A 19102-nucleotide genomic window follows, 5' to 3' on the forward strand; every position below is an offset into this window, starting at 1 on the left:
GCGCCGGGGCTGCGGGTGAAGGATGAAGATTTTCAGCCGCAGGCTCTTGAGCGACAAGATCTGCGGCTGTTTTCTTGACAGATTTGCACATTGCCCTCCAGTCCGGCGTAAAGTGGAGATCCGGGACGGCGGCATATTCCAGCAAATGGTGTTTATGGGTTTGGCTCCGGGATATTCACGGGTGACCCCATGAAACAGACGGTGGTGGAAAAAAGCGGATCTTTGGGGCTGTCACCGGCCTGGCTGATTGCCATTGCCGGAGTGCTTCTGCCGGCGATCTGCGGGCTGGTGTTCTTTTGGCCGGAACAGACCATCGCCAATGTGGACGATCTGTTCTTCGTGCCCTGGGCACTGGAATTCGCGTCCGGCGGACGGCACTGGAACCCCCTGCTGGCCGTTCAGTTTCCGGGTCTGGAGAGCTATCATCTGCAGCCGCGTCTTCATCTGGTTTTCGCGGGCTGGTTCTTTGCCGTGGCGGGTGCGGGAACCGCGACACTCGTGCTCTTCGAATTCGGCTGCTACGTGCTCACCAGCCTGATCTTCGTGCTCCTCTGCCTCAAACTCAACCTTCGGCTCGCGGCGCTCTTCACACCGCTTCTGTTCGCACCGATGTATGTGATTGCCGGCTTCCGGCTTGAGTTGAGCGGCGCGCTGATCTGGCTGCTCGGCCTGCTCGTATCCCTGCCGTTGCCGGTCAGGGCCGTGTCGGGAGACCGGGTTCGGGCGAAGCGGGTCACCGCGGCCGGTATCTTTGGAAAGGCTCTCCTGGGTATCGCGCCGCTTGCCGCACCCGCGCTCTTCGCCTGGAGTCTTGGCGCGATCGCTGTGCTTGAAACCTGGAGGCTGGTGTCCCGGCAGGCCGGTCCCGTCAGGATCATGGTCGAGGGATGGGCCGCCCTTGCCATCGCCTTGACCGTGTTCGCGGTTTCCATCGATTTCGAGTTTGCGGAATTTCTGCGGCAGTTTACCTATCATGCGGGCCGCTCGACGGGCGGCGGGGTGAATGGCGAGGCGGTCATTCGCGCGTTTCTTTACGCTGGTGCGGCCGCGTTTCTTTTCCGCAAATCGCGGGTCGCTTCCGCGGTCTGCCTGAGCCTTGCCGCCGGCCAGCTTCTTGCGGCGTTTCTGCACGACAAGGCGCTTGTGCGCAACCTGGCGGCTTCCATGGTGTTCCTGATGGTCGTGGACGCCGCGTTTTCGCATAGATGGGCCGGTGCCAAGGCGGCGGTCTTCGCCACTGTGTTCCTGGTCCTTTCCGCCAATTTCCTCAGTTTCTATTTTTTTTCCCAAGACATCGGAAACCGGGAGGTGGTCACAGCGGCTTATCGTCAGGATCTCGCGGAAGGCCGGCGGGTTTTCATCGACGAGACCATGGCCCAGCATTTTCTGGACCAGCAAACCGGCGGCGCCCTGTCCTGGACGTGGGGAGGCACCTTCCCGAAGGGCCGCCCGACATCGATGGCGGAACTTGGCGAGGGCGATGTCTGGTATATCAGCGATTACACGCTGCGGGGGTACCTCAGGGGGCGTCACGACGTTGCGCAAAAGACTTTCGCCGGGCCGGATTACCGGCACGTGCCGCAAATTCCCTGCCTCCTCGGCCGCCAATCCTGCCGCCTGCCTGAAAAACGCTGGTCGATCCTGCGGCTGGAACGGCGGTCGGGCGTGGTGAGGGTCCAGGCTCTCGGCGAGGAGGCCGCGCCGCGGCCGCTGGTCGCCGATTAGGTCTTTATCGGTTTATGGTGATCGTCCCGGCAGAGACTGTGATCGCCGAAGGCTTTGAGGACGTTGCAGTCGGTCACGGTATGCGCTCCCTGGCAACTTGCGGCGATCCGCACCAGTTCCGCCTCGAGCTTCCTCAGATGGGCGATGCGCTCGCGCACGGATTGCAGCTGGGTGGCGGCGATCCGGTCCGCTTCCCGGCAGGGCTTGTCGGGATGCTGGCCCAGTTCGATCAGGTCGCGGATGGCCGGCATGGGCAGGCCGAGATCGCGGCAATGCCGGATAAAGCCGAGCCGGTCCAGATCCGCCGCGCGGTAGCGCCGCTGGTTGCCCTCCGTGCGCAGCGGCACATCGAGAAGGCCTTCCTTTTCATAGTAGCGGATGGTCGGCACCTTGACGCCGGTCCGCTTTGCCAAATCCCCGATCGAAAAATCCATGAAGACCTCTTGAAGCTCTAGTCGCTATAGGGATTACAAGGCTTCAGAAGCAGGATTTCAAGTGCATTGGAGCTATTTATGGGCGCATGTTGCGGACATTCTCACGGAACTTTCGACGGCCTGTCGCGGGATTACCGCCGCCGTCTCTGGCTGGTCATTGCGCTCAATGCCGGCATGTTCGCCGTTGAAATGGTTGCCGGCCAGGCCGCCGGGTCGAAATCCCTTCAGGCGGATGCGCTGGATTTCTTCGGCGACGCGGCCACCTACGGCCTTTCCCTCGCCGTGATCGGGGCGTCCTTGAAGACCCGCTCGCTGGCGGCGCTTGCCAAGGGCGCCAGCCTGCTTTTGATGGGGACCTGGGTTGCGGGCTCGACGCTTTACCATGTTTTCACGCTCGGTGTTCCGCAAGCCGCTGTCATGGGGTCTGTCGGATTTATGGCGCTTGCCGCCAATCTCGCCAGCGTTCTGCTGTTGGTCCGCTACAAGGACGGCGACGCCAACGTGCGCTCTGTCTGGCTGTGCTCGCGTAACGACGCGATCGGCAATGTTGCCGTCATGCTGGCGGCCCTGGGCGTCTGGGGAACCGCCACTGCCTGGCCGGACCTGATCGTTGCCGGGCTGATGGCAAGCCTCTTTCTCAGCTCCTCGGTCCAGATCCTCCGACAGGCCATCGGGGAATATCGCCACAACACGGCGCATGTCGCGACCCAGACCTGAGACATTGGGTCGGCACAAAAAAGACCCGCTGCGGAGCAGCGGGTAGCTTGGAGCAATTCTTCAAGTCCTGATCACTCGGCGGGTTTTTCGCCCGGAACCGGCAGGACAGACATTTTCCGGAGTGTTTCATCGCTCAGATCATTGGTCGCGATGGCGGCTTCGGTGTCGAATTGCGGCAGCGTTGTCACTTCCGCGACCGTCATTTTCTGCTTGGCTTGAGCGGTCTTGTCCCAGGGACAGGCACTTGCCGGCGCGACCGCAAATGCTGTCAGGGCGAGGGCCGCGATACCAGTGGTCAATAGACGCATCTATACCCCTCCGTTTGTATCACTGCGCAACTTCGCGCAATAAAGAAAAGAGTAGGGCGGCACGCCCGTTTGGCAAGCACAAAGAGGCGAAAGCCGGTGGTAAAGGGTAACGGTGGGGATCATTTCCGCGTGAGATTATAGGTTTTTTCAATGCGCGGTTGAGACAAGTCGTTGGTGATGTTGATCACATGAACATCGAGCATGTCGCCGAAGACCTTCATTGTGAGCTGTTTGCTGCTCAAAAAACCGATGAGAAGCACCTGGATTGCCCCGTCCGACCGCCGCCCGGCCTCCGTCCAGCCCCATTTGCAATCGCGTGGAATGCAGGAGGTGAATGCGCGCGCGCGCACATGAACCTGCTCGTCCTGGCACCGGCTTTCGATCTCCACGCGGCTGATCTGCTTCGGCTCCGCGTCCTTGTTGATCCAGATGCCGTCTTCCGGCAGCGGGCAGTAGACGCGCTCCTGCGCGAGCGAGGCAGCGGATGACAGCAGAAGAAGGCCGGCGGCGAGAATAATCAGACGCATTCGCACTCTCCTGATTGCGGCACGGATCGGCAGGCTGACGGCCTCCCGGCAAAACTCTAACCGTTTGCCGCCCATGCCGCCAACCCTTGGCTCTTTCTCATTTAACCCGGGTGACCTGACCTCAGGCTGATCTGGGGTCCGTACCCTAACGCCGCGGATGTGCCTTGTCGTAAGCGCTCAGGAGATGTGCACTGTCGATCTCCGTATAGATCTGCGTGGAGGCAAGGCTCGCATGCCCGAGCAGTTCCTGAATGGTTCTGAGGTCGCCGCCGCCCGCCAGAAGATGCGTCGCGAAAGAGTGCCGCAGCGCGTGCGGTGTGGCGCTGTCGGCAAGCCCGAGTGCGCCGCGCAGCTTCTCCATCGCCAACTGGATCAGACGCGGGTTCAGCGGCCCGCCCCGCGCGCCCAGGAACAGCGGGCCTTCCGGACCGATCGCATAGGGGCAGAGCTTCAGGTACTGTTCGACCGCCTCGCTGACGACGGGCAGGATCGGCACGATCCGCTCCTTGCGCCCCTTGCCGACGATCCGCAAGGTCCTGGTGCCGTGCCCGGGAGCCATTTTGCCGGTGAGCGACAGGGCTTCGGAAATGCGCAGGCCGCAGCCGTAAAGCAGGGTCAGGACGGCGGCGTTGCGCGCTTCGATCCAGGCTTCGCTTTCCATGGCCAGATCGCCGCTGGTGATGCCGATGGCGTCTTTCGAGGACACCGGCTTGGGCAGGGACCGGGCCTGACGCGGCGGACGAACCGCTGCGGAGGCGGCGGCATTCACCTCGCCGCGGCGCTCCAGAAATCTCAGGAAGGACCGGATGCCCGCCAGTCCGCGGGCAAGCGATCGGCTCTGAACGCCCTGCCGCCTGCGGCTTGCCAGAAATCCTCGGAAGTCGGCGGGCCTGAGCGCGGCGATATCCTTGAGCGAGGGCGCGCCGCCGAGATGCCCGGTCAGGAAGCGCAGGAATTGCCGCAGGTCGCGTTCGTAGGCAAGCAGCGTCTTGTCGGAGAGGCGCCGCTCGTCCGACAGATGGTCGAGCCAGAGTCCCACACGCTGATTGAGATCAGGCCTGGCCGTTACGAGAAGGGCATCCTTGTCTGCTGTTTGCGCGCACATGCCGTCAGTGTGACCCGGAAGCTTGTACGGTTCGGTTAACGGGCTTGCGTATTTTATACAGGGTCTTCCTCTGTCGGCTGCAAACGCCCGGACGCCCACGCCGGGCGGTCTGCCTTTTCGCGGGCAGGATCTGTCCCTCAGGCGCTTCACATTCTGGCGTTTCGCATCGTCACGCAGGAGGCATGGAAGACCGGTGGATCAAGTGCCCTTGACGCAATGATTAAATTCGGTAAAGATTACCTTACTAGGATATATATTACCTAATAAGGGAGTATGAAATGCGAATTCCACATCCTGTTGCGTCCAGGTTCGCCGCTGCCTTCTTGATGGGCGCGAGCCTGTCCATTCCGGCCTACGCGGAAGAGATAAATGTCGCGATTGTCGGAGAGCCGGATACATTCGACCCGATGATGTCTACCAAGGATGTGGTGAGCATCGTCACTCAGCATCTCGTCGAGACATTGTTCACCTTCGACGACACCTGGGCGGTCGCACCGCTCCTGGCCAAGGATTTGCCGGAAATCAGCGATGGCGGAAAGACCTACAAGATCGCTTTGCGCGAGGGGATCACTTTCCACGACGGCTCGGCAATGGACAGCGCCGATGTCGTCGCGTCCCTCAAGCGCTGGCTTGAGGTCGCGACACGGGGCAAGGGCGTGGCCGACAAGATCGATGACGTCGTGGCCACCGGTCCCTACGAGATTGAAATCCGCATGAATGAGGCATACTCGCCGCTTCTGTCTCTGCTGGCATTTTCAAACAGCGCTGCGGCGATCTATCCCGAGGAGATTCTCGGCGAAACGATTGACCAGGTCGTGGGCACGGGACCGTATCGGCTGATCGAGCACGTGCCGGATCAATACATCCAGCTTGGCCGTTTTGACGGTTACGTTTCAAGAGAGGAAGCTTCGGACGGAGCCGCCGGCGCGCGCCAGCAGATTGCCGACGAAATCCGCTTCCTGCCGGTGCCCGATCCTAATACAAGGGTCGAAGGACTCCTGTCCGGCCAGTACGATTTCGCCGACAGCCTTCCGGCCGAATCCTATGCGCGTCTGGAAACTGCCGAAGGCGCTGAGCCGATGCTTCTGAAGCCCTTCGGCTGGCCGATCTTCGCGATCAATCACAAGGCCGGGCTGCTGACCGATCTGGAGATCCGCAAGGCGCTCCAGGCAGCGCTGCCAATCGATGACATGCTCTTCGCCGCCTTCGGCGACGACAACTTCTTCGTCGTCGACGGGCCGCTTTATCCGGAAGGCTGGGCGTGGCGCAACGATGCCGGCATCGAGAACTATAACCAGAACGATCAGGCCAAGGCCGCCGACCTTCTCAAGCAGGCGGGATATGACGGCACGCCGCTGCGAATTCTGACATCACGCCAGTACGAGTTCCATTTTAAGATGGCCGAGGTTGCGAAGGTTGCGCTCGAAGCGGCCGGCTTCAAAGTGCAGATGGACGTGGTCGACTGGGCAACCCTCGGGCAGAGGCGGAACGACCCGGCGCTCTGGGATATCTACATCACCCATTCGCCCTTCTTGCCGGAACCGGCCTTGACCAGCATGTATGCGCCGACCTCCCGGCTTGGCTGGGCCAACGAGGAAAAAGATGCCATCCTGACCGCCTTCACCACCGAAACCGACACAGCCAAGCGGCAGGAACTGTTCAGCCAGCTTCAGGGCCAGGTCTTCGAGGATGTGGGTTTCATCAAGATCGGCGGCTTCAACGCCCTTATGGGACACAAGTCCGGCTTGACCGGTGTGACCCCGTCACCTTGGCCTTTCTTCTGGAACGCGAAAACCAACTAGGCCAGTCTGCGAGAGCCGGTGTTTCCTCCGCCGGCTCTCGTTTTTTTCCGCGTTCAGGTGTCTTGCAATGCCGTATTATCTATTCCGCCGCTTCGTCGGCATGCTGGTCGTCATCCTGATGGTTCTGACGATCGCCTTCGTGATCGTGCGGCTGGCGCCCGGCGATCCGGCCGCTTTGATGCTGGGTCCCGAGGCGACGGTCGAAGATGCGGCCGAACTCAGGGTGCGGCTCGGTCTCGACAGGCCTATCCTGATCCAGTATCTGAGCTTCGCCGCGGCGGCTTTCCAGGGCGATCTCGGCACATCGATATTCTTCAACCAGCCCGTCACCAGCATCCTGGCCGCGCGGGCCGAGCCGACGATCTTCCTGTCGCTGTTTTCGCTCACTTTCGCGTTACTCATCGCAACGCCCATCGGCATTTATGCCGCTTACAGACGCGGTTCGTTTGCCGACCAGAGCGCGATCTCAATCGCCATGCTCGCGGCATCCGTGCCGAGTTTCTGGACCGGCCTGATGTTCCAGCGTTACCTCGCAACCGAGCTCGGCTGGTTCCCCGCCGCGGGATATGGCGAACCGGGCGCGGATTTCCTCGAACGCATGCGCCACCTGATCCTGCCGTCCATCGTCCTCGGCATCGTTAACTCGGCGCTGATCCTGCGCTTCACCCGCGCCTCGATGCTCGACATTCTCGGTGAGGACTACATTCGTACCGCCAGATCCAAAGGCATGGGCGAGCGGCGCGTCGTGCTGCGGCACGCGCTGAAGAACGCCGCGATCCCCATCATCACCGTCATCGGCCTGACCTTCGCGCTTCTGGTCTCCGGTGCGGTGGTGACCGAACGGGTGTTTAATATTCCGGGCATGGGCAACCTCGTGGTGTCAGCCGTGCTCCGGCGGGATTATCCGGTGATCCAGGGCACGCTGATCGTCGTGGCGACGCTCTATGTCGTCATCAATCTCATCACCGACCTGCTCTACCTTCTGGTCGACAAGCGGGTGAAATACTGAGCCATGGCCGGAACATCATTTGCTGGCGAGCCGAAGTTTCTAGACCTCCTGTTCTCGCGCCGCGCGGTGCCGGTGGCGCTGGCAATCTTCGTCCTTATTCTGACCCTGTGCGTGTTCGCGGGTTTTATCGCTCCCTCGGATCCCGACAGGATGTCGGTCAGAAGCCGGCTGACTCCGCCGGGCGCGGATTTCTGGCTTGGCGCCGACGCCTTCGGACGCGATGTGTTGTCACGCCTGCTCTACGCCGGACGGGTCTCGCTTGGCATCGGGCTGGGCGTCGCGCTCATCTCGTCGGTCATCGGCATAGCGATCGGCCTGAGCGCCGGGTTCTTCAAGCGGCTCGACGGTGCGTTGTCACGGCTGATCGATGCGATGATGGCGTTTCCCGACATCCTGCTCGCCATCGCGCTGGTATCGATCCTGGGCGGGTCGATGGTGAATGTCATCATCGCGCTGTCGATCGTCTACGCCCCCCGCATTGCGCGCATCGTCCGCGCCTCGACGCTGGTGATCCGGGAATTGCCCTATGTCGAGGCGGCGCGGGCGTTGGGATCGTCGACGCTGTCGATCATGTTCAACCATGTGCTGCGCAATATCCTGTCGCCGATCATCGTGCAGGGCACCTTCATCTTCGCCTATGCCATGCTCGCCGAGGCGGGGCTGTCCTTCCTCGGCGTCGGTGTCGACCCTTCGACCCCGACATGGGGCACGATGATCAACGAGGGACGGCAATATATCGATCAGGCGGCTTTCCTGATTTTCATTCCGGGTATCGCGATCTCGGTCTCGGTCCTGTCGCTGCAATTGATCGGCGACGGACTGCGGGACGCGATGGACCCGAGGCTGGCGAAGGAACTCTGACATGGCGTTGACGCTCACCAATTTTAAGCCAGTCGGACATGTCGAAACCGCTGGGAAAATATTCATCGGCGACGACGGCAACGTCTGTGCCGAGGCGGTTGACGGTGCCGAGACCGTAGACTGCGGCGGCCGTTTTCTCTCGCCGGGCTGGTGCGATCTGCATGTCCATGTCTGGCATGGCGGCACCGACATCTCGGTTCGCGCGGACGAGGCCGGACGCGGCACCGGTGTTACGGCAATGGCCGACGCGGGGTCGGCGGGCGAAGCCAATTTCCATGGTTTGCGTGAATACGTGATCGACCCAGCCGCCGAAACGATCCGCGCCTTTCTCAACATCGGCTCGATCGGTCTGGTGGCCTGTAATCGCGTGTCTGAACTGATCGACCTGCGCTCGATCGACATCGACCGGTCGCTCGAGACGGTCGAGGCGAATCGCGATGTTATCTGCGGCATCAAGGTCCGGGCCTCGGGCGTCATTGTGGGGAGCTGGGGCATAACGCCGGCGAAAATCGCCAAGCGTGTGGCGGAGATCGCCAGCCTGCCGCTGATGGTTCATGTCGGTGAGCCGCCGCCGCTCCTCGATGAGGTTTTCGATATCCTCGGCCCGGGCGACATCGTCACCCATTGCTTCAACGGCAAGAAGGCAGGGTCGATATCGGACACGCGCAAGCTTTTCGAGCAGGCGCGGCAGCTTCAAAAGCAGGGTGTGGTGATGGATATCGGCCACGGCCAGGCCTCCTTTCATTTCGAGACCGCCCGGCGCGCCATCGGCGAAGGCTTTTTGCCCGACACGATCTCGACCGACCTGCATTTGAGAAATATCCGCGGTCCGGTCCATGACCTTGCGCTGACGGCTTCGAAGCTGTTGGCGGTCGGGATGGAATTCGACGCCTGTATCGAGGCGATCACAAACCGTCCACGCGGAATTCTCGGCCTGCCGCGCGGCGCCGGGATCGGCAACCGGGCGGATTTCACGATTTTCGGGCTGGAGGATGACGAAATCCCAGTGAATGACAGTCTTGGCAACAACATGGTGCTGGAGCGTGTGCTGGTCCCTCACTCGACGGTCATCGGACAGTCGCTGGCGCAGGCGACAAGGCGGCAGCCATGACCGCGCCAGTGCTCGAGGTTCGCAATCTGACGGTCGATTTCCGCTCACGCCACCACAGTGTGACCGCGCTTCGCGATGTCAGTTTTTCACTCGGCGCGGGACGCACCCTCGCGCTGGTCGGCGAGTCCGGTTCCGGCAAGTCCGTCAGTTCGTTGTCCATTATGGGGCTGCTTCCGCGCAATGGCGAGATCACCGGCGGAGCCATCGTCTATCGCCGGAAAAACGGTGGCGAGCTGGCACTGAACGGGTTGTCGCAACGCGCCTACCGCAACATCCGCGGCGCTGAGATGTCGATGATCTTTCAGGAGCCTATGTCCTCGCTCAATCCTCTTTTTACGGTCGGCGACCAGATCGGCGAAATGCTGATGCTGCACAGCGATCTGGATGCCGCCGCGCGGCGCGGACGCGTGCTTGAAATGCTGGAGCTGGTCGAGATACCCGCCGCCGCTTCGCGTCTCGACAGTTATCCGCATGAGTTGTCGGGCGGCATGCGCCAGCGCGTGATGATCGCGCTGGCACTGGTCTGCAATCCGGCACTGCTGATCGCGGATGAACCGACCACGGCACTCGATGTCACCATTCAGGCACAGATCCTCGACCTGATGCGGCGCCTTCAGCACGAGTTGGGCATGTCGATCCTCTTCATCACCCACGACATGGGAGTGGTCGCGGAAATGGCGGACGATGTTGCGGTGATGTATGCGGGCACGATCGTGGAGAGCGCCACGGCAGGTGACCTCTTCGCGAATCCGAGCCATCCCTATACGCGCGGGCTTTTGAATTCGATCCCCCGGCCAGGCCGCGATCCGGGCCAGCGGCTTGTGCCGATCCCCGGTACGGTGCCGTCCCTGTCCGCGATGCCGCCAGGATGCGCGTTCGCGCCGCGCTGCGGCTGGGCAGGCGAGGAGTGCCGGAAACCGGTCGTGCTGGAAGCCTTCCACACCGGGCATGATGTGGCCTGCTTCAAGACCCGGGAGGTTGCCGGGAATGCCTGACGCGCTGGTCCAGGTCAGGAACCTGACGAAATCCTTTTCCACACCCGCCGGCAAGGTGCACGCGGTCAATGACGTGAGCTTCGACATCCCGCGCGGCTCGATCACGGGGCTCGTGGGCGAAAGCGGATCGGGCAAGACGACACTCGGGCGCGTGCTCCTGCGACTCATCGAGCCGACCGGAGGGAGCACCATCTTCGATGGCCAGGACCTCAACCGTCTCGATGCGCGGGAGCTGCGCGACATGCGCAAACGCATGCAGATCATCTTCCAGGATCCGGTATCGTCGCTGAACCCTCGGCTGAAAGTCGGCGCGATCGTCGCCGAGGGGCTGGTCGCGCATCGCGTCGGCACCAGGCGTGACCGCAAGGATCGCGTCGTTGCCCTGCTTGAAGAGGTTGGTTTGCAAGCCGATCACATGCACCGTTTCCCGCATGAGTTTTCCGGCGGCCAGCGGCAACGGATCGGCATCGCCCGGGCGCTGGCGCTCGAACCGGAATTCATTGTGGCGGACGAAAGTGTCTCCGCACTCGATGTTTCGATCCAGGCACAGGTTTTGAACCTGCTTCTGGACCTGCGCGAGCGGCGCAACCTGACGATGCTTTTTATCGCGCATGACCTTTCCGTGGTCGAGTATCTCTGCGACCAGACCATCGTGATGTATCTGGGAAAGATAGCCGAGATCGGTCCGTCGCAGGCGCTCTATCGCGATCCGGCGCATCCCTACACGCAGGCTCTGCTTTCAGCGATTCCGATTCCCGACCCGGCGCGGCACGCGGAACGGTCCCACCTGAAGGGTGACATCCCGAGCCCGCTTTCGCCGCCTTCGGGCTGTGTGTTTCGAACGAGATGCCCCATGGCGCTCGATGAATGTTCCCGCACCGTTCCGCCCCCCATCAGCCGCGGAAGCCATCATGAATCTTACTGTATAAGAACCGAGGCAAGGTATGAGCCAACTTCTCCAATCCAACACCCCTGAAGCGCGCCTGCGGGACATGGGGCTGACTCTGCCCCAAAGCCCGCCGAATCCGATCGGATCGTTCTGCAACGCGCGCAGTGCGGGCGGAATGGTCTACGTGTCAGGGCAGGGGCCCGTCGACGCTCAAGGCGTGCTGCGCACCGGTACCGTTGGGGCTGACGTCAGTGTCGACGAGGCGCGTCAGCATGCCAGGCTCGTGGCTCTGAACATTCTCTCGGCGCTCCGCGCCCATTGCGGCAGCCTTGATCAGGTTGCCGGCGTGGTCAAACTGCAGGGCCTGGTCAACGCGACACCCGAATTTGCCGAGCATCCGGCGATAATCGACGAAGCGTCGAACCTTATTGCCGGTGTCTTCGGAAAAAGTGGGGTGCATGCCAGAACGTCGTTCGGAGTTGCCTCGCTCCCGAACCGGATCACCGTGGAGATCGACGCGATCTTCGAACTGGCCGAGGGACCGGTCCAGTGATTTCAGGCGGCTTTGCTTCCCAACACGCGTTCAACCGCAAGCGCGGACTTCTGCACCAGATCGACAAGCTCGCTCTTTCTTTCCCGCGCGCGCTGTTCGGACAGGACGACCGACATTGTTAAAACGCAGGCCCCGCTCATGTCGCGTATCGGCGCGGCGATGCAGGCAACGGAGTATTCCGAATTGCTGATCTGGATGGCAAGATTGGCTTCGAAATCGGCCCGCGACTGTTTGGCCAGTGCCGAGGGATCGATTTCAGCCCTGCCCGTTTCGGACGGGCTCGCTGACTTGGAGAAAATTTCGACCCTCTCCTCGTCGGGCAGATGCCCCAGAAGAAGCCGGCCCGAAGCGGTCCAGTTCAGCGGGACACGCGTTCCCACATCCGAGGTGACCCGGAAATGACCGTCGCCGTTGGCCATGGCGAGAACCACCATCATGTCGCCGTCCCGGCCGCAAATCTGGACGGTCTCGCCCGTCCTCTGGCAGAGCGTGTTCATCTCTCGGCGCGCTTCGCTGAACATGTCCATATTCGCCCGGTAGACGAGCCCGTATCGCATCAGCCGGGGTCCCAGCCAGATCGCGGAATTTTCGCCGCGCGACAGCATGTCCCGTTCGACAAGTTCGTCCACCAGCCGGTATACGGTCGAAATGGGGGCTTTGGTCGCTTTGGACAACTCGTAAGCCGTCATGGGCTTCTGCCCGTCAGTCAGCACATCCATGATCTGCAGCGACCGGTCGATTCCGCTGGTTCGTTTGCGCCTGGCATCGGGCATGGCGATGATTCTCTCTGATAGGGTACGTGTATCATAATTATGGAAAAGCGTGAGCGTTGACAAGGAGACTGGAATGTCGCTGCCGACCGACAAGGACAAATTGTGGACCTGGCACAACCGGAACGGTTTTCGCCGGATAATCAACGTTTCGGGAACGATGACCGGGTTGGGCGCTTCGGTTACGGGGCAGACGGTACGCGATGCAATGTGCGAGGCGACCCGGCACTTCGTGGGAATACACGAATTGCAGGCCCGCGCCAGCAGGACAATCGCCGGCCTGACCGGCGCCGAGGCGGGTTTTCTCACCGCTTCGGCCGGCGCCGGTATTACGTTGGCCGTTGCCGGTGCCATGACGGGCTTCGACCCGGCCCGCGCCGAGGCGCTGCCCGTCACCCCGGGTCCGAAAAGCGAAGTGGTCGTCCAGCTCGGTCACCTGTGTGGTTACGGAGCTCCGATTGAAACCGCCATCGCCCTGTCCGGCGCCACCCCGCGAGCGGTCGGCCAGTCCACGCTGACGATGGACCATCAGCTGATCGGTGCTCTTGGCGAACGGACCGCCGCGGCGCTTTATGTCGTCTCGCATCACGTCGTCCACTACGGTCAGATCCCTTTCCCGCGTTTCGCCGCGATTTGCCGTGAAGCGGGTGTGCCCGTCATTGTCGATGCCGCTTCGGAATATGACCTCAAGGGGTTCATCGCCGCCGGCGCGGACATCGCGATTTACTCCGCGCACAAGTTCTTGAGCGGCCCGACGGGCGGTATTGTCGCCGGCCGCAAAGACCTCGTGCGTGCCGCATATTTGCAGAACATCTCAATCGGACGCGGTATGAAAATCGGCAAGGAAAGCATTGCCGGCGCGATCGCGGCGATGGAGGACTGGATGAACCGCGACCACGAGGCGGCGCGCGCCCGGGAAACGGAGACACTGGAGAGCTGGCGCGCGGCAATAGCGGACATCCCCGGCATCGGGGCGCAAATCGTTGCCGATCCGACGGGAAATCCGCTCAGCCGGCTGCAGGTGAATGTCGACCCGGCGAAAGCCGGAACAACGGCGGCGGCCTTCGCCCGCGCCTTTTCCGAGCAGGATCCGGCCTTGATTGTACGCGATCACGAAGTCGAGCTGGGGTACTTCCAGCTCGATCCCTGCAACCTTCTGCCCGGTCAATCGGCGATCGTCATCGACACGTTGCGGGAAGTCCTGCGTTCAGGCGACACCATTTGTGAGCGCGAGAGCGATCTGGCGCGCGCGCGCAATGGCGGCGTTGGAGGTTATCTCGCCTGGCTGGAAGACAAATGACCCATCGGCAACGCGCCGGAGCATCTTGGGATCGATCGGCGGACGTTCATTCCATTTCGATTGAACCTCCGCCGATCCGGTAGGGGCTTTCAACAGGCCCGATATATTCGGGCGAAGGTCTGAAAAGCGCGGATTGACCGACTGATCTCCGAGGAGCTTCAACGGCCGCCTGTGCCGTATATCTGAAGCCGGGCAAAACAGTTGCGCTGCCGGAGGCGCTTTCTTTACCCTGCGAACATGACGAGAAGAACGCCTGATTCTCCGGTGGATGAATTCCCTGCGGCGCGTATCTCACGCGCGGACAGTCTTGCGCGGGCGCGGCGGCCGGGCAATGACGGGTGAACCTGAAACACGGCGGAATGCGCCACCGGCGGAAGGTGGTAACACCAACCGTCGCTAACAGGGACCTGATCTGCCGTGCTGTTCGATGATCCAGACATCAAGGAGACGATTGCCAGCGTCCTGGTGCCCGTCGCTGTGCCGGGGGCCTATACCTACAAGGTTCCGCCGGGCCAGTCCGTGGTGCCCGGAACGATTGTCAAGGTTCCGCTCGGCTCGCGTGAAGTGATCGGGGCTGTCTGGGACATCGAGCCGGACGCCGCCATCAACCCGAACAAGCTCAAATATATCTCACGCGTCTATGACACCACGCCGCCGCTCGACAAGGATCTGCGCCGGTTCGTGGACTGGGTCGCGAACTGGACCCTCGGCGCGCCGGGCATGGTCCTGCGCATGGTGCTGAGGTCGGAGGAGGCCCTGGAGCCGGAAGCGCCTGTCCCGGGCGTGCGCCGGATCGAGGGCGCCGAACCGGAGCGGTCCACTGCCGCCCGCAGCCGGGTGCTGGCAACCATGGAAGACGGTTTTGCCTGGACCAGAAGCGGCCTGGCCCATGCCGCCGGGGTCTCGGCTTCGGTGATCGACGGTCTGCTCCATCACAATGTCCTGGAAGCCGTCCTGCTGCCGGCGGCGCCGCCTCCGCCGAAACCTCAGCTGGACTATGCCCGCAAGACGCTGACCCCCGCCCAGGAGGCGGCCGTGGCAGGTCTGGTGAAATGTTTCGACACGGCCACCGGCAGCGTGAGCCTGATCGACGGAGTGACGGGCTCCGGCAAGACCGAGGTCTATTTCGAAGCGATCGCCGAGGCGCTGCGCCGGGACAGGCAGGCGCTCGTCCTGCTTCCGGAGATTTCCCTGACGGAACAGTTTCTGCGCCGCTTCGAACAGCGTTTCGGTGTCTATCCCGCCGAATGGCATTCGGAGATCACGGTGAAGAACCGGACGCGGGTCTGGCGGGGCGTTGCCTCCGGCGATGTCCGCGTCGTGATCGGGGCGCGTTCCGCGCTGTTCCTGCCCTTCAGGGAACTGGGACTGATCATTGTCGACGAGGAGCATGACGCCGCCTTCAAGCAGGACGACCGGGTGCCCTACAGCGCGCGGGACATGGCGGTGGTGCGCGGCCACCTGTCGAAATTTCCTGTCGTGCTGGCCTCCGCGACACCGTCCGTCGAAAGCCGGGTCAATGCCGACCTCGGCCGTTATGAGCTCTTTGAATTGCCCGAACGCGCTTCAGGGGCCGATCTGCCGGAGCTGGATGCCATCGACATGCGGGTGGAGGGGCCCGAACGGGGGCGGTGGCTGGCGCCGCGGCTTGTCCATGCCCTCAAGGACACGTTTGCCGCGGGCGGTCAGTCGCTTCTGTTTCTCAACCGGCGCGGATACGCGCCGTTGACCCTGTGCCGCACCTGCGGCCACCGGTTTCAGTGCGCCCATTGCAGCGCCTGGCTGGTGGAGCACCGCTTCCAGAAAAAACTGGTCTGTCACCATTGCGGTCATTTCGAGAAGGTTCCCGACAAATGCCCGTCCTGTCAGGGGGTGGATACCCTGGTGGCCTGCGGTCCGGGGGTGGAAAGAATCGCGGAAGAAGTCTCCGACCTTTTTCCGCAGGCGCGCACGCTTGTCCTGTCCTCCGACCTGCCGGGCGGCCCCGAGCGGCTGAAACGGGAAATGAAGATCGTCGAGGAAGGGGGCGCGGACATTGTCATCGGCACGCAACTGGTCGCCAAGGGTCATAATTTTCCCAAGCTGAAACTGGTCGGTGTCATCGATGCGGATCTCGGACTGGCCCACGGCGATCCGCGGGCGGCGGAAAAGACTTTTCAGCTTCTGGCCCAGGTGACGGGCCGCGCCGGGCGGGTGCATGGCGGCGGTATCGGGCTGCTGCAGACCTACTGCGCGGAACACCCGGTCATCCGGGCGCTGCTCTCCGGCGACAAGGCTGCTTTCTACAAGGCGGAGATCGACGCAAGGCGGTCCGCCGGGCTGCCGCCTTTCGGACGTCTGGCCGCGGTGATCGTGTCCGGTCCCGACAAGACCTTCGCCGAAGGCTACGCACGCGCTCTGGCAAGAGCCGCGCCCGCCGACCAGGCCGTCACCCTGCTGGGCCCCGCCGAGGCCGCCCTTGCCATGGTGCGCGGCAGATACCGCTTCCGGCTTCTGGCAATGGCGCCGCGGCAATTCGACCTGCAGTCCTATCTGCGCCACTGGCTCGCCTGCGGCCCCAAACCGTCCCGTGGATTGCGGGTCCAGGTGGATATCGACCCGCAGCACTTTCTCTGAGGTCCGCCAGGCGGCAGCTGAGAGATACCGCCTAAAGGTTTATGACGCCCGTGAGACATTGATCCGCAAGGCTTTTTGGGAACGCGCGCCAAAAAACACCGATGAATCCGCAACAAAGGTCATTTGGCGAAGTTGCACACTTAGAAACCCTGTGCTAATTGAGGCGCGGCTTTGGGGAGACGGTTTAACCGTCATATCTTCCGGCCTGAAAATCATTCGTTTTTTCAATGCTTTGCGGACGTTGACCGTTTTGCGGGCATGAAAGAAGTCAGAGAGCACGGACCTGGTGACTGACAACGTATCTCTCGTATCCGGCGTGGCGCGGCGTTATGCGTCCGCCCTTCTCGACCTCGCAGAGGACGAAGGCCTAACGGCTGACGTTGAGCGGGACCTGACGGCTTTCGAAGGCATGCTTGCCGAAAGCGGGGATCTCGTCCGTCTGGTGAAGAGCCCGGCATTCAGCGCGGAAGAGCAGCTTGCAGCGCTCACCGCCCTGCTCGACAAGGCCGGCATCTCCGGTCTTGCCGCGAATTTCGTGAAGCTGGTCGCCCGCAACCGGCGCCTCTTCGTACTACCCGACATGATCAAGGCGTTCCGCTCCCAGCTTGCTGAAAAGCGGGGCGAGGCGACGGCCGAGGTGGTATCCGCCAAAGCCCTTTCCGACGAGCATGTCGCTGCGCTCAAGGAAGCTCTTTCCGCTTCCACGGGCAAATCCGTAAATATCGCAGCAAAGGTTGATCCTGCACTGATCGGTGGCCTCGTGGTCAAGGTCGGCTCCCGCATGATCGACACGTCCCTGCGTACCAAGCTCAATTCACTCAAGTTCGCGATGAAAGAGGTCGGCTGATGGAAATTCGGGCCGCGGAAATTTCCGCAATCCTCAAGGACCAGATCAAGAGCTTCGGCCAGGAAGCCGAAGTTACCGAGGTCGGTCAGGTGCTCTCCGTCGGTGACGGTATCGCCCGTGTTTATGGTCTGGACAAGGTCCAGGCCGGTGAAATGGTCGAGTTTCCCGGTGGTATCAAGGGCATGGCCCTGAACCTGGAAACCGACAATGTCGGCGTCGTGATCTTCGGCTCCGACCGTAGCATCAAGGAAGGCGACACCGTCAAGCGGACCGGCGCCATCGTGGAAGTTCCGGTCGGCAAGGGCCTGCTCGGCCGCGTTGTCGATCCGCTCGGCAACCCGATCGACGGCAAGGGCCCGATCGAGGCGACGGAAAAGCGCCGTGTGGACGTGAAGGCGCCGGGCATCCTGCCGCGCAAATCCGTGCACGAGCCGATGTCAACCGGCCTCAAGGCCATCGATGCGCTGATCCCGGTCGGCCGCGGCCAGCGCGAGCTGGTCATCGGCGACCGTCAGACCGGCAAGACCGCGATCCTTCTGGACACGTTCCTGAACCAGAAATCGCTGCATGCCACCGACGACGAAAACGCCAAGCTCTACTGCATCTATGTCGCGATCGGTCAGAAGCGCTCCACCGTCGCCCAGTTCGTCAAGACCCTGGAAGACGCCGGCGCTCTGGAATACTCCATCGTCGTGGCGGCGACCGCTTCCGATGCCGCTCCGCTGCAGTACCTCGCACCGTTTTCCGGTTGCGCGATGGGCGAGTTCTTCCGCGACAATTCCATGCATGCCGTGATCGGTTACGACGATCTGACCAAACAGGCCGTTGCCTACCGTCAGATGTCCCTGCTTCTGCGCCGTCCGCCAGGACGTGAAGCATTCCCGGGCGACGTTTTCTACCTGCATTCCCGTCTGCTGGAACGTGCGGCGAAGCTGAACGAAGACAACGGCAGTGGTTCACTGACCGCGCTGCCGGTCATCGAAACCCAGGGCAACGACGTGTCCGCGTTCATTCCGACCAACGTGATCTCGATCACCGACGGTCAGATCTTCCTGGAAACCGACCTGTTCTATCAGGGTATCCGTCCGGCCGTGAACGTCGGTCTTTCGGTGTCCCGCGTCGGCTCTTCCGCGCAGATCAAGGCGATGAAACAGGTTGCCGGCCCGATCAAGGGCGAACTGGCGCAGTACCGCGAAATGGCGGCTTTCGCACAGTTCGGCTCCGACCTCGATGCCACCACCCAGCGACTGCTGAACCGCGGCGCCCGCCTGACCGAGCTTCTGAAACAGCCGCAGTTCTCGCCGCTGAAGACGGAAGAACAGGTCGCGGTGATCTATGCCGGCGTGAACGGTTACCTGGACAAGCAACCGGTTGACCGGGTGCGCGATTTCGAGGAAGGCCTGCTTCTGTTCCTGCGCGGCGAGCACAAGGAACTGCTCGACGCCATCTGGGAAAAGAAGGCGCTCGACGACGAACTGACGGGCAAGCTGAAAGCCGCCGTCGACAAGTTCGCCAAGAACTTCGTCTAAGGAC

The 19102-nt window shown here is 62.2% G+C and carries 18 protein-coding genes; 13 read left to right on the forward strand and 5 right to left on the reverse strand.

Features of this window, described 5'->3' with window-relative positions:
- The first annotated feature begins 189 nt into the window (after window positions 1–189).
- A complete protein-coding gene (locus CLV41_RS02610) occupies window positions 190–1725 on the forward strand; it encodes a hypothetical protein (protein ID WP_146048482.1) in 1536 nt (511 codons plus the stop codon).
- On the opposite strand, the gene CLV41_RS02615 is transcribed toward CLV41_RS02610, so the two are convergent.
- Window positions 1722–2159, reverse strand: coding sequence for a MerR family transcriptional regulator (locus CLV41_RS02615; RefSeq protein ID WP_103220704.1), 438 nt, complete (start codon window positions 2157–2159; stop codon window positions 1722–1724). The genes CLV41_RS02610 and CLV41_RS02615 overlap by 4 nt on opposite strands.
- A 78-nt stretch (window positions 2160–2237) precedes the next feature.
- On the opposite strand from CLV41_RS02615, the gene CLV41_RS02620 reads away from it, so the two are divergent.
- Entirely contained in the window at window positions 2238–2876 is a 639-nt protein-coding gene (locus tag CLV41_RS02620; protein WP_103220705.1) for a cation transporter, read from the forward strand.
- A gap of 71 nt (window positions 2877–2947) precedes the next feature.
- Here CLV41_RS02620 and CLV41_RS02625 read toward each other — a convergent pair whose 3' ends face one another.
- The 3 genes from CLV41_RS02625 to CLV41_RS02635 all read right to left on the reverse strand — a co-directional run bounded on the left by CLV41_RS02625 (window position 2948) and on the right by CLV41_RS02635 (window position 4816).
- Window positions 2948–3184, reverse strand: a complete 237-nt coding sequence (locus tag CLV41_RS02625) for a hypothetical protein (protein WP_103220706.1) — start codon at window positions 3182–3184, stop codon at window positions 2948–2950.
- A gap of 119 nt (window positions 3185–3303) precedes the next feature.
- The gene (locus CLV41_RS02630; protein WP_103220707.1) at window positions 3304–3711 is read right to left on the reverse strand and encodes a serine/threonine protein kinase; all 408 of its coding nucleotides are present in this window, start codon (window positions 3709–3711) and stop codon (window positions 3304–3306) included.
- Window positions 3712–3856: 145 nt separating this feature from the next.
- Complete coding sequence (locus CLV41_RS02635; protein ID WP_103220708.1) at window positions 3857–4816, reverse strand: tyrosine recombinase XerC; 960 nt, start codon at window positions 4814–4816, stop codon at window positions 3857–3859.
- 278 nt (window positions 4817–5094) lie between these two features.
- On the opposite strand from CLV41_RS02635, the gene CLV41_RS02640 reads away from it, so the two are divergent.
- From CLV41_RS02640 to CLV41_RS02670, 7 genes are all read left to right on the forward strand, one after another.
- On the forward strand, window positions 5095–6618 hold the full coding sequence (locus CLV41_RS02640) for an ABC transporter substrate-binding protein (protein ID WP_103220709.1): 1524 nt from the start codon (window positions 5095–5097) through the stop codon (window positions 6616–6618).
- Between the two features lie 67 nt (window positions 6619–6685).
- The gene (locus tag CLV41_RS02645; RefSeq protein WP_103220710.1) at window positions 6686–7627 is read left to right on the forward strand and encodes an ABC transporter permease; all 942 of its coding nucleotides are present in this window, start codon (window positions 6686–6688) and stop codon (window positions 7625–7627) included.
- A 3-nt stretch (window positions 7628–7630) separates the two neighbouring features.
- Window positions 7631–8488: an ABC transporter permease gene (locus CLV41_RS02650; RefSeq protein WP_103220711.1), complete on the forward strand. Its 858-nt coding sequence runs from the start codon at window positions 7631–7633 to the stop codon at window positions 8486–8488.
- A 1-nt stretch (window position 8489) separates the two neighbouring features.
- Window positions 8490–9599, forward strand: a complete 1110-nt coding sequence (locus CLV41_RS02655) for an amidohydrolase/deacetylase family metallohydrolase (protein ID WP_103220712.1) — start codon at window positions 8490–8492, stop codon at window positions 9597–9599.
- On the forward strand, window positions 9596–10594 hold the full coding sequence (locus tag CLV41_RS02660; protein WP_103220713.1) for an ABC transporter ATP-binding protein: 999 nt from the start codon (window positions 9596–9598) through the stop codon (window positions 10592–10594). The genes CLV41_RS02655 and CLV41_RS02660 overlap by 4 nt, the downstream gene beginning before the upstream one ends.
- Complete coding sequence (locus CLV41_RS02665) at window positions 10587–11570, forward strand: ABC transporter ATP-binding protein (RefSeq protein ID WP_103220714.1); 984 nt, start codon at window positions 10587–10589, stop codon at window positions 11568–11570. The genes CLV41_RS02660 and CLV41_RS02665 overlap by 8 nt, the downstream gene beginning before the upstream one ends.
- Complete coding sequence (locus CLV41_RS02670; protein ID WP_103220715.1) at window positions 11539–12036, forward strand: RidA family protein; 498 nt, start codon at window positions 11539–11541, stop codon at window positions 12034–12036. Before CLV41_RS02665 ends, CLV41_RS02670 begins: the two co-directional genes overlap by 32 nt.
- Window positions 12037–12038: 2 nt before the next feature.
- Here the strand turns inward: CLV41_RS02670 and CLV41_RS02675 are convergent, their stop codons facing one another.
- Window positions 12039–12809: an IclR family transcriptional regulator gene (locus CLV41_RS02675; RefSeq protein ID WP_103220716.1), complete on the reverse strand. Its 771-nt coding sequence runs from the start codon at window positions 12807–12809 to the stop codon at window positions 12039–12041.
- A gap of 73 nt (window positions 12810–12882) precedes the next feature.
- Between CLV41_RS02675 and CLV41_RS02680 the strand changes: the two genes are divergently transcribed.
- The 4 genes from CLV41_RS02680 to atpA all read left to right on the forward strand — a co-directional run bounded on the left by CLV41_RS02680 (window position 12883) and on the right by atpA (window position 19098).
- On the forward strand, window positions 12883–14106 hold the full coding sequence (locus tag CLV41_RS02680; protein WP_103220717.1) for an aminotransferase class V-fold PLP-dependent enzyme: 1224 nt from the start codon (window positions 12883–12885) through the stop codon (window positions 14104–14106).
- A gap of 417 nt (window positions 14107–14523) precedes the next feature.
- Window positions 14524–16722, forward strand: a complete 2199-nt coding sequence (locus tag CLV41_RS02685; RefSeq protein ID WP_103220718.1) for a primosomal protein N' — start codon at window positions 14524–14526, stop codon at window positions 16720–16722.
- 286 nt (window positions 16723–17008) lie between these two features.
- Entirely contained in the window at window positions 17009–17569 is a 561-nt protein-coding gene (locus tag CLV41_RS02690; RefSeq protein WP_103220719.1) for a F0F1 ATP synthase subunit delta, read from the forward strand.
- Window positions 17569–19098 carry a F0F1 ATP synthase subunit alpha gene (atpA, locus tag CLV41_RS02695; RefSeq protein WP_103220720.1) on the forward strand — a complete coding sequence of 510 codons (1530 nt, stop codon included), beginning with the start codon at window positions 17569–17571 and terminating at the stop codon, window positions 19096–19098. The genes CLV41_RS02690 and atpA overlap by 1 nt, the downstream gene beginning before the upstream one ends.
- The last annotated feature ends 4 nt before the right edge of the window (window positions 19099–19102 follow it).

Origin of the sequence: Roseibium marinum (assembly GCF_002906165.1) — a bacterium.
GTDB classification, from domain to species: Bacteria; Pseudomonadota; Alphaproteobacteria; order Rhizobiales; family Stappiaceae; genus Roseibium; species Roseibium marinum.

Coding starts and splice junctions, on each gene's coding strand:
- CLV41_RS02645 (WP_103220710.1), top strand. CDS start 6,686: ATGCCGTATTATCTATTCCGCCGCTTCGTCGGCATGCTGGTCGTCATC.
- CLV41_RS02655 (WP_103220712.1), top strand. CDS start 8,490: ATGGCGTTGACGCTCACCAATTTTAAGCCAGTCGGACATGTCGAAACC.
- CLV41_RS02675 (WP_103220716.1), bottom strand. CDS start 12,809: ATGCCCGATGCCAGGCGCAAACGAACCAGCGGAATCGACCGGTCGCTG.
- CLV41_RS02640 (WP_103220709.1), top strand. CDS start 5,095: ATGCGAATTCCACATCCTGTTGCGTCCAGGTTCGCCGCTGCCTTCTTG.
- CLV41_RS02625 (WP_103220706.1), bottom strand. CDS start 3,184: ATGCGTCTATTGACCACTGGTATCGCGGCCCTCGCCCTGACAGCATTT.
- CLV41_RS02650 (WP_103220711.1), top strand. CDS start 7,631: ATGGCCGGAACATCATTTGCTGGCGAGCCGAAGTTTCTAGACCTCCTG.
- CLV41_RS02615 (WP_103220704.1), bottom strand. CDS start 2,159: ATGGATTTTTCGATCGGGGATTTGGCAAAGCGGACCGGCGTCAAGGTG.
- atpA (WP_103220720.1), top strand. CDS start 17,569: ATGGAAATTCGGGCCGCGGAAATTTCCGCAATCCTCAAGGACCAGATC.
- CLV41_RS02665 (WP_103220714.1), top strand. CDS start 10,587: ATGCCTGACGCGCTGGTCCAGGTCAGGAACCTGACGAAATCCTTTTCC.
- CLV41_RS02630 (WP_103220707.1), bottom strand. CDS start 3,711: ATGCGTCTGATTATTCTCGCCGCCGGCCTTCTTCTGCTGTCATCCGCT.
- CLV41_RS02660 (WP_103220713.1), top strand. CDS start 9,596: ATGACCGCGCCAGTGCTCGAGGTTCGCAATCTGACGGTCGATTTCCGC.
- CLV41_RS02610 (WP_146048482.1), top strand. CDS start 190: ATGAAACAGACGGTGGTGGAAAAAAGCGGATCTTTGGGGCTGTCACCG.
- CLV41_RS02670 (WP_103220715.1), top strand. CDS start 11,539: ATGAGCCAACTTCTCCAATCCAACACCCCTGAAGCGCGCCTGCGGGAC.
- CLV41_RS02620 (WP_103220705.1), top strand. CDS start 2,238: ATGGGCGCATGTTGCGGACATTCTCACGGAACTTTCGACGGCCTGTCG.
- CLV41_RS02680 (WP_103220717.1), top strand. CDS start 12,883: ATGTCGCTGCCGACCGACAAGGACAAATTGTGGACCTGGCACAACCGG.
- CLV41_RS02635 (WP_103220708.1), bottom strand. CDS start 4,816: ATGTGCGCGCAAACAGCAGACAAGGATGCCCTTCTCGTAACGGCCAGG.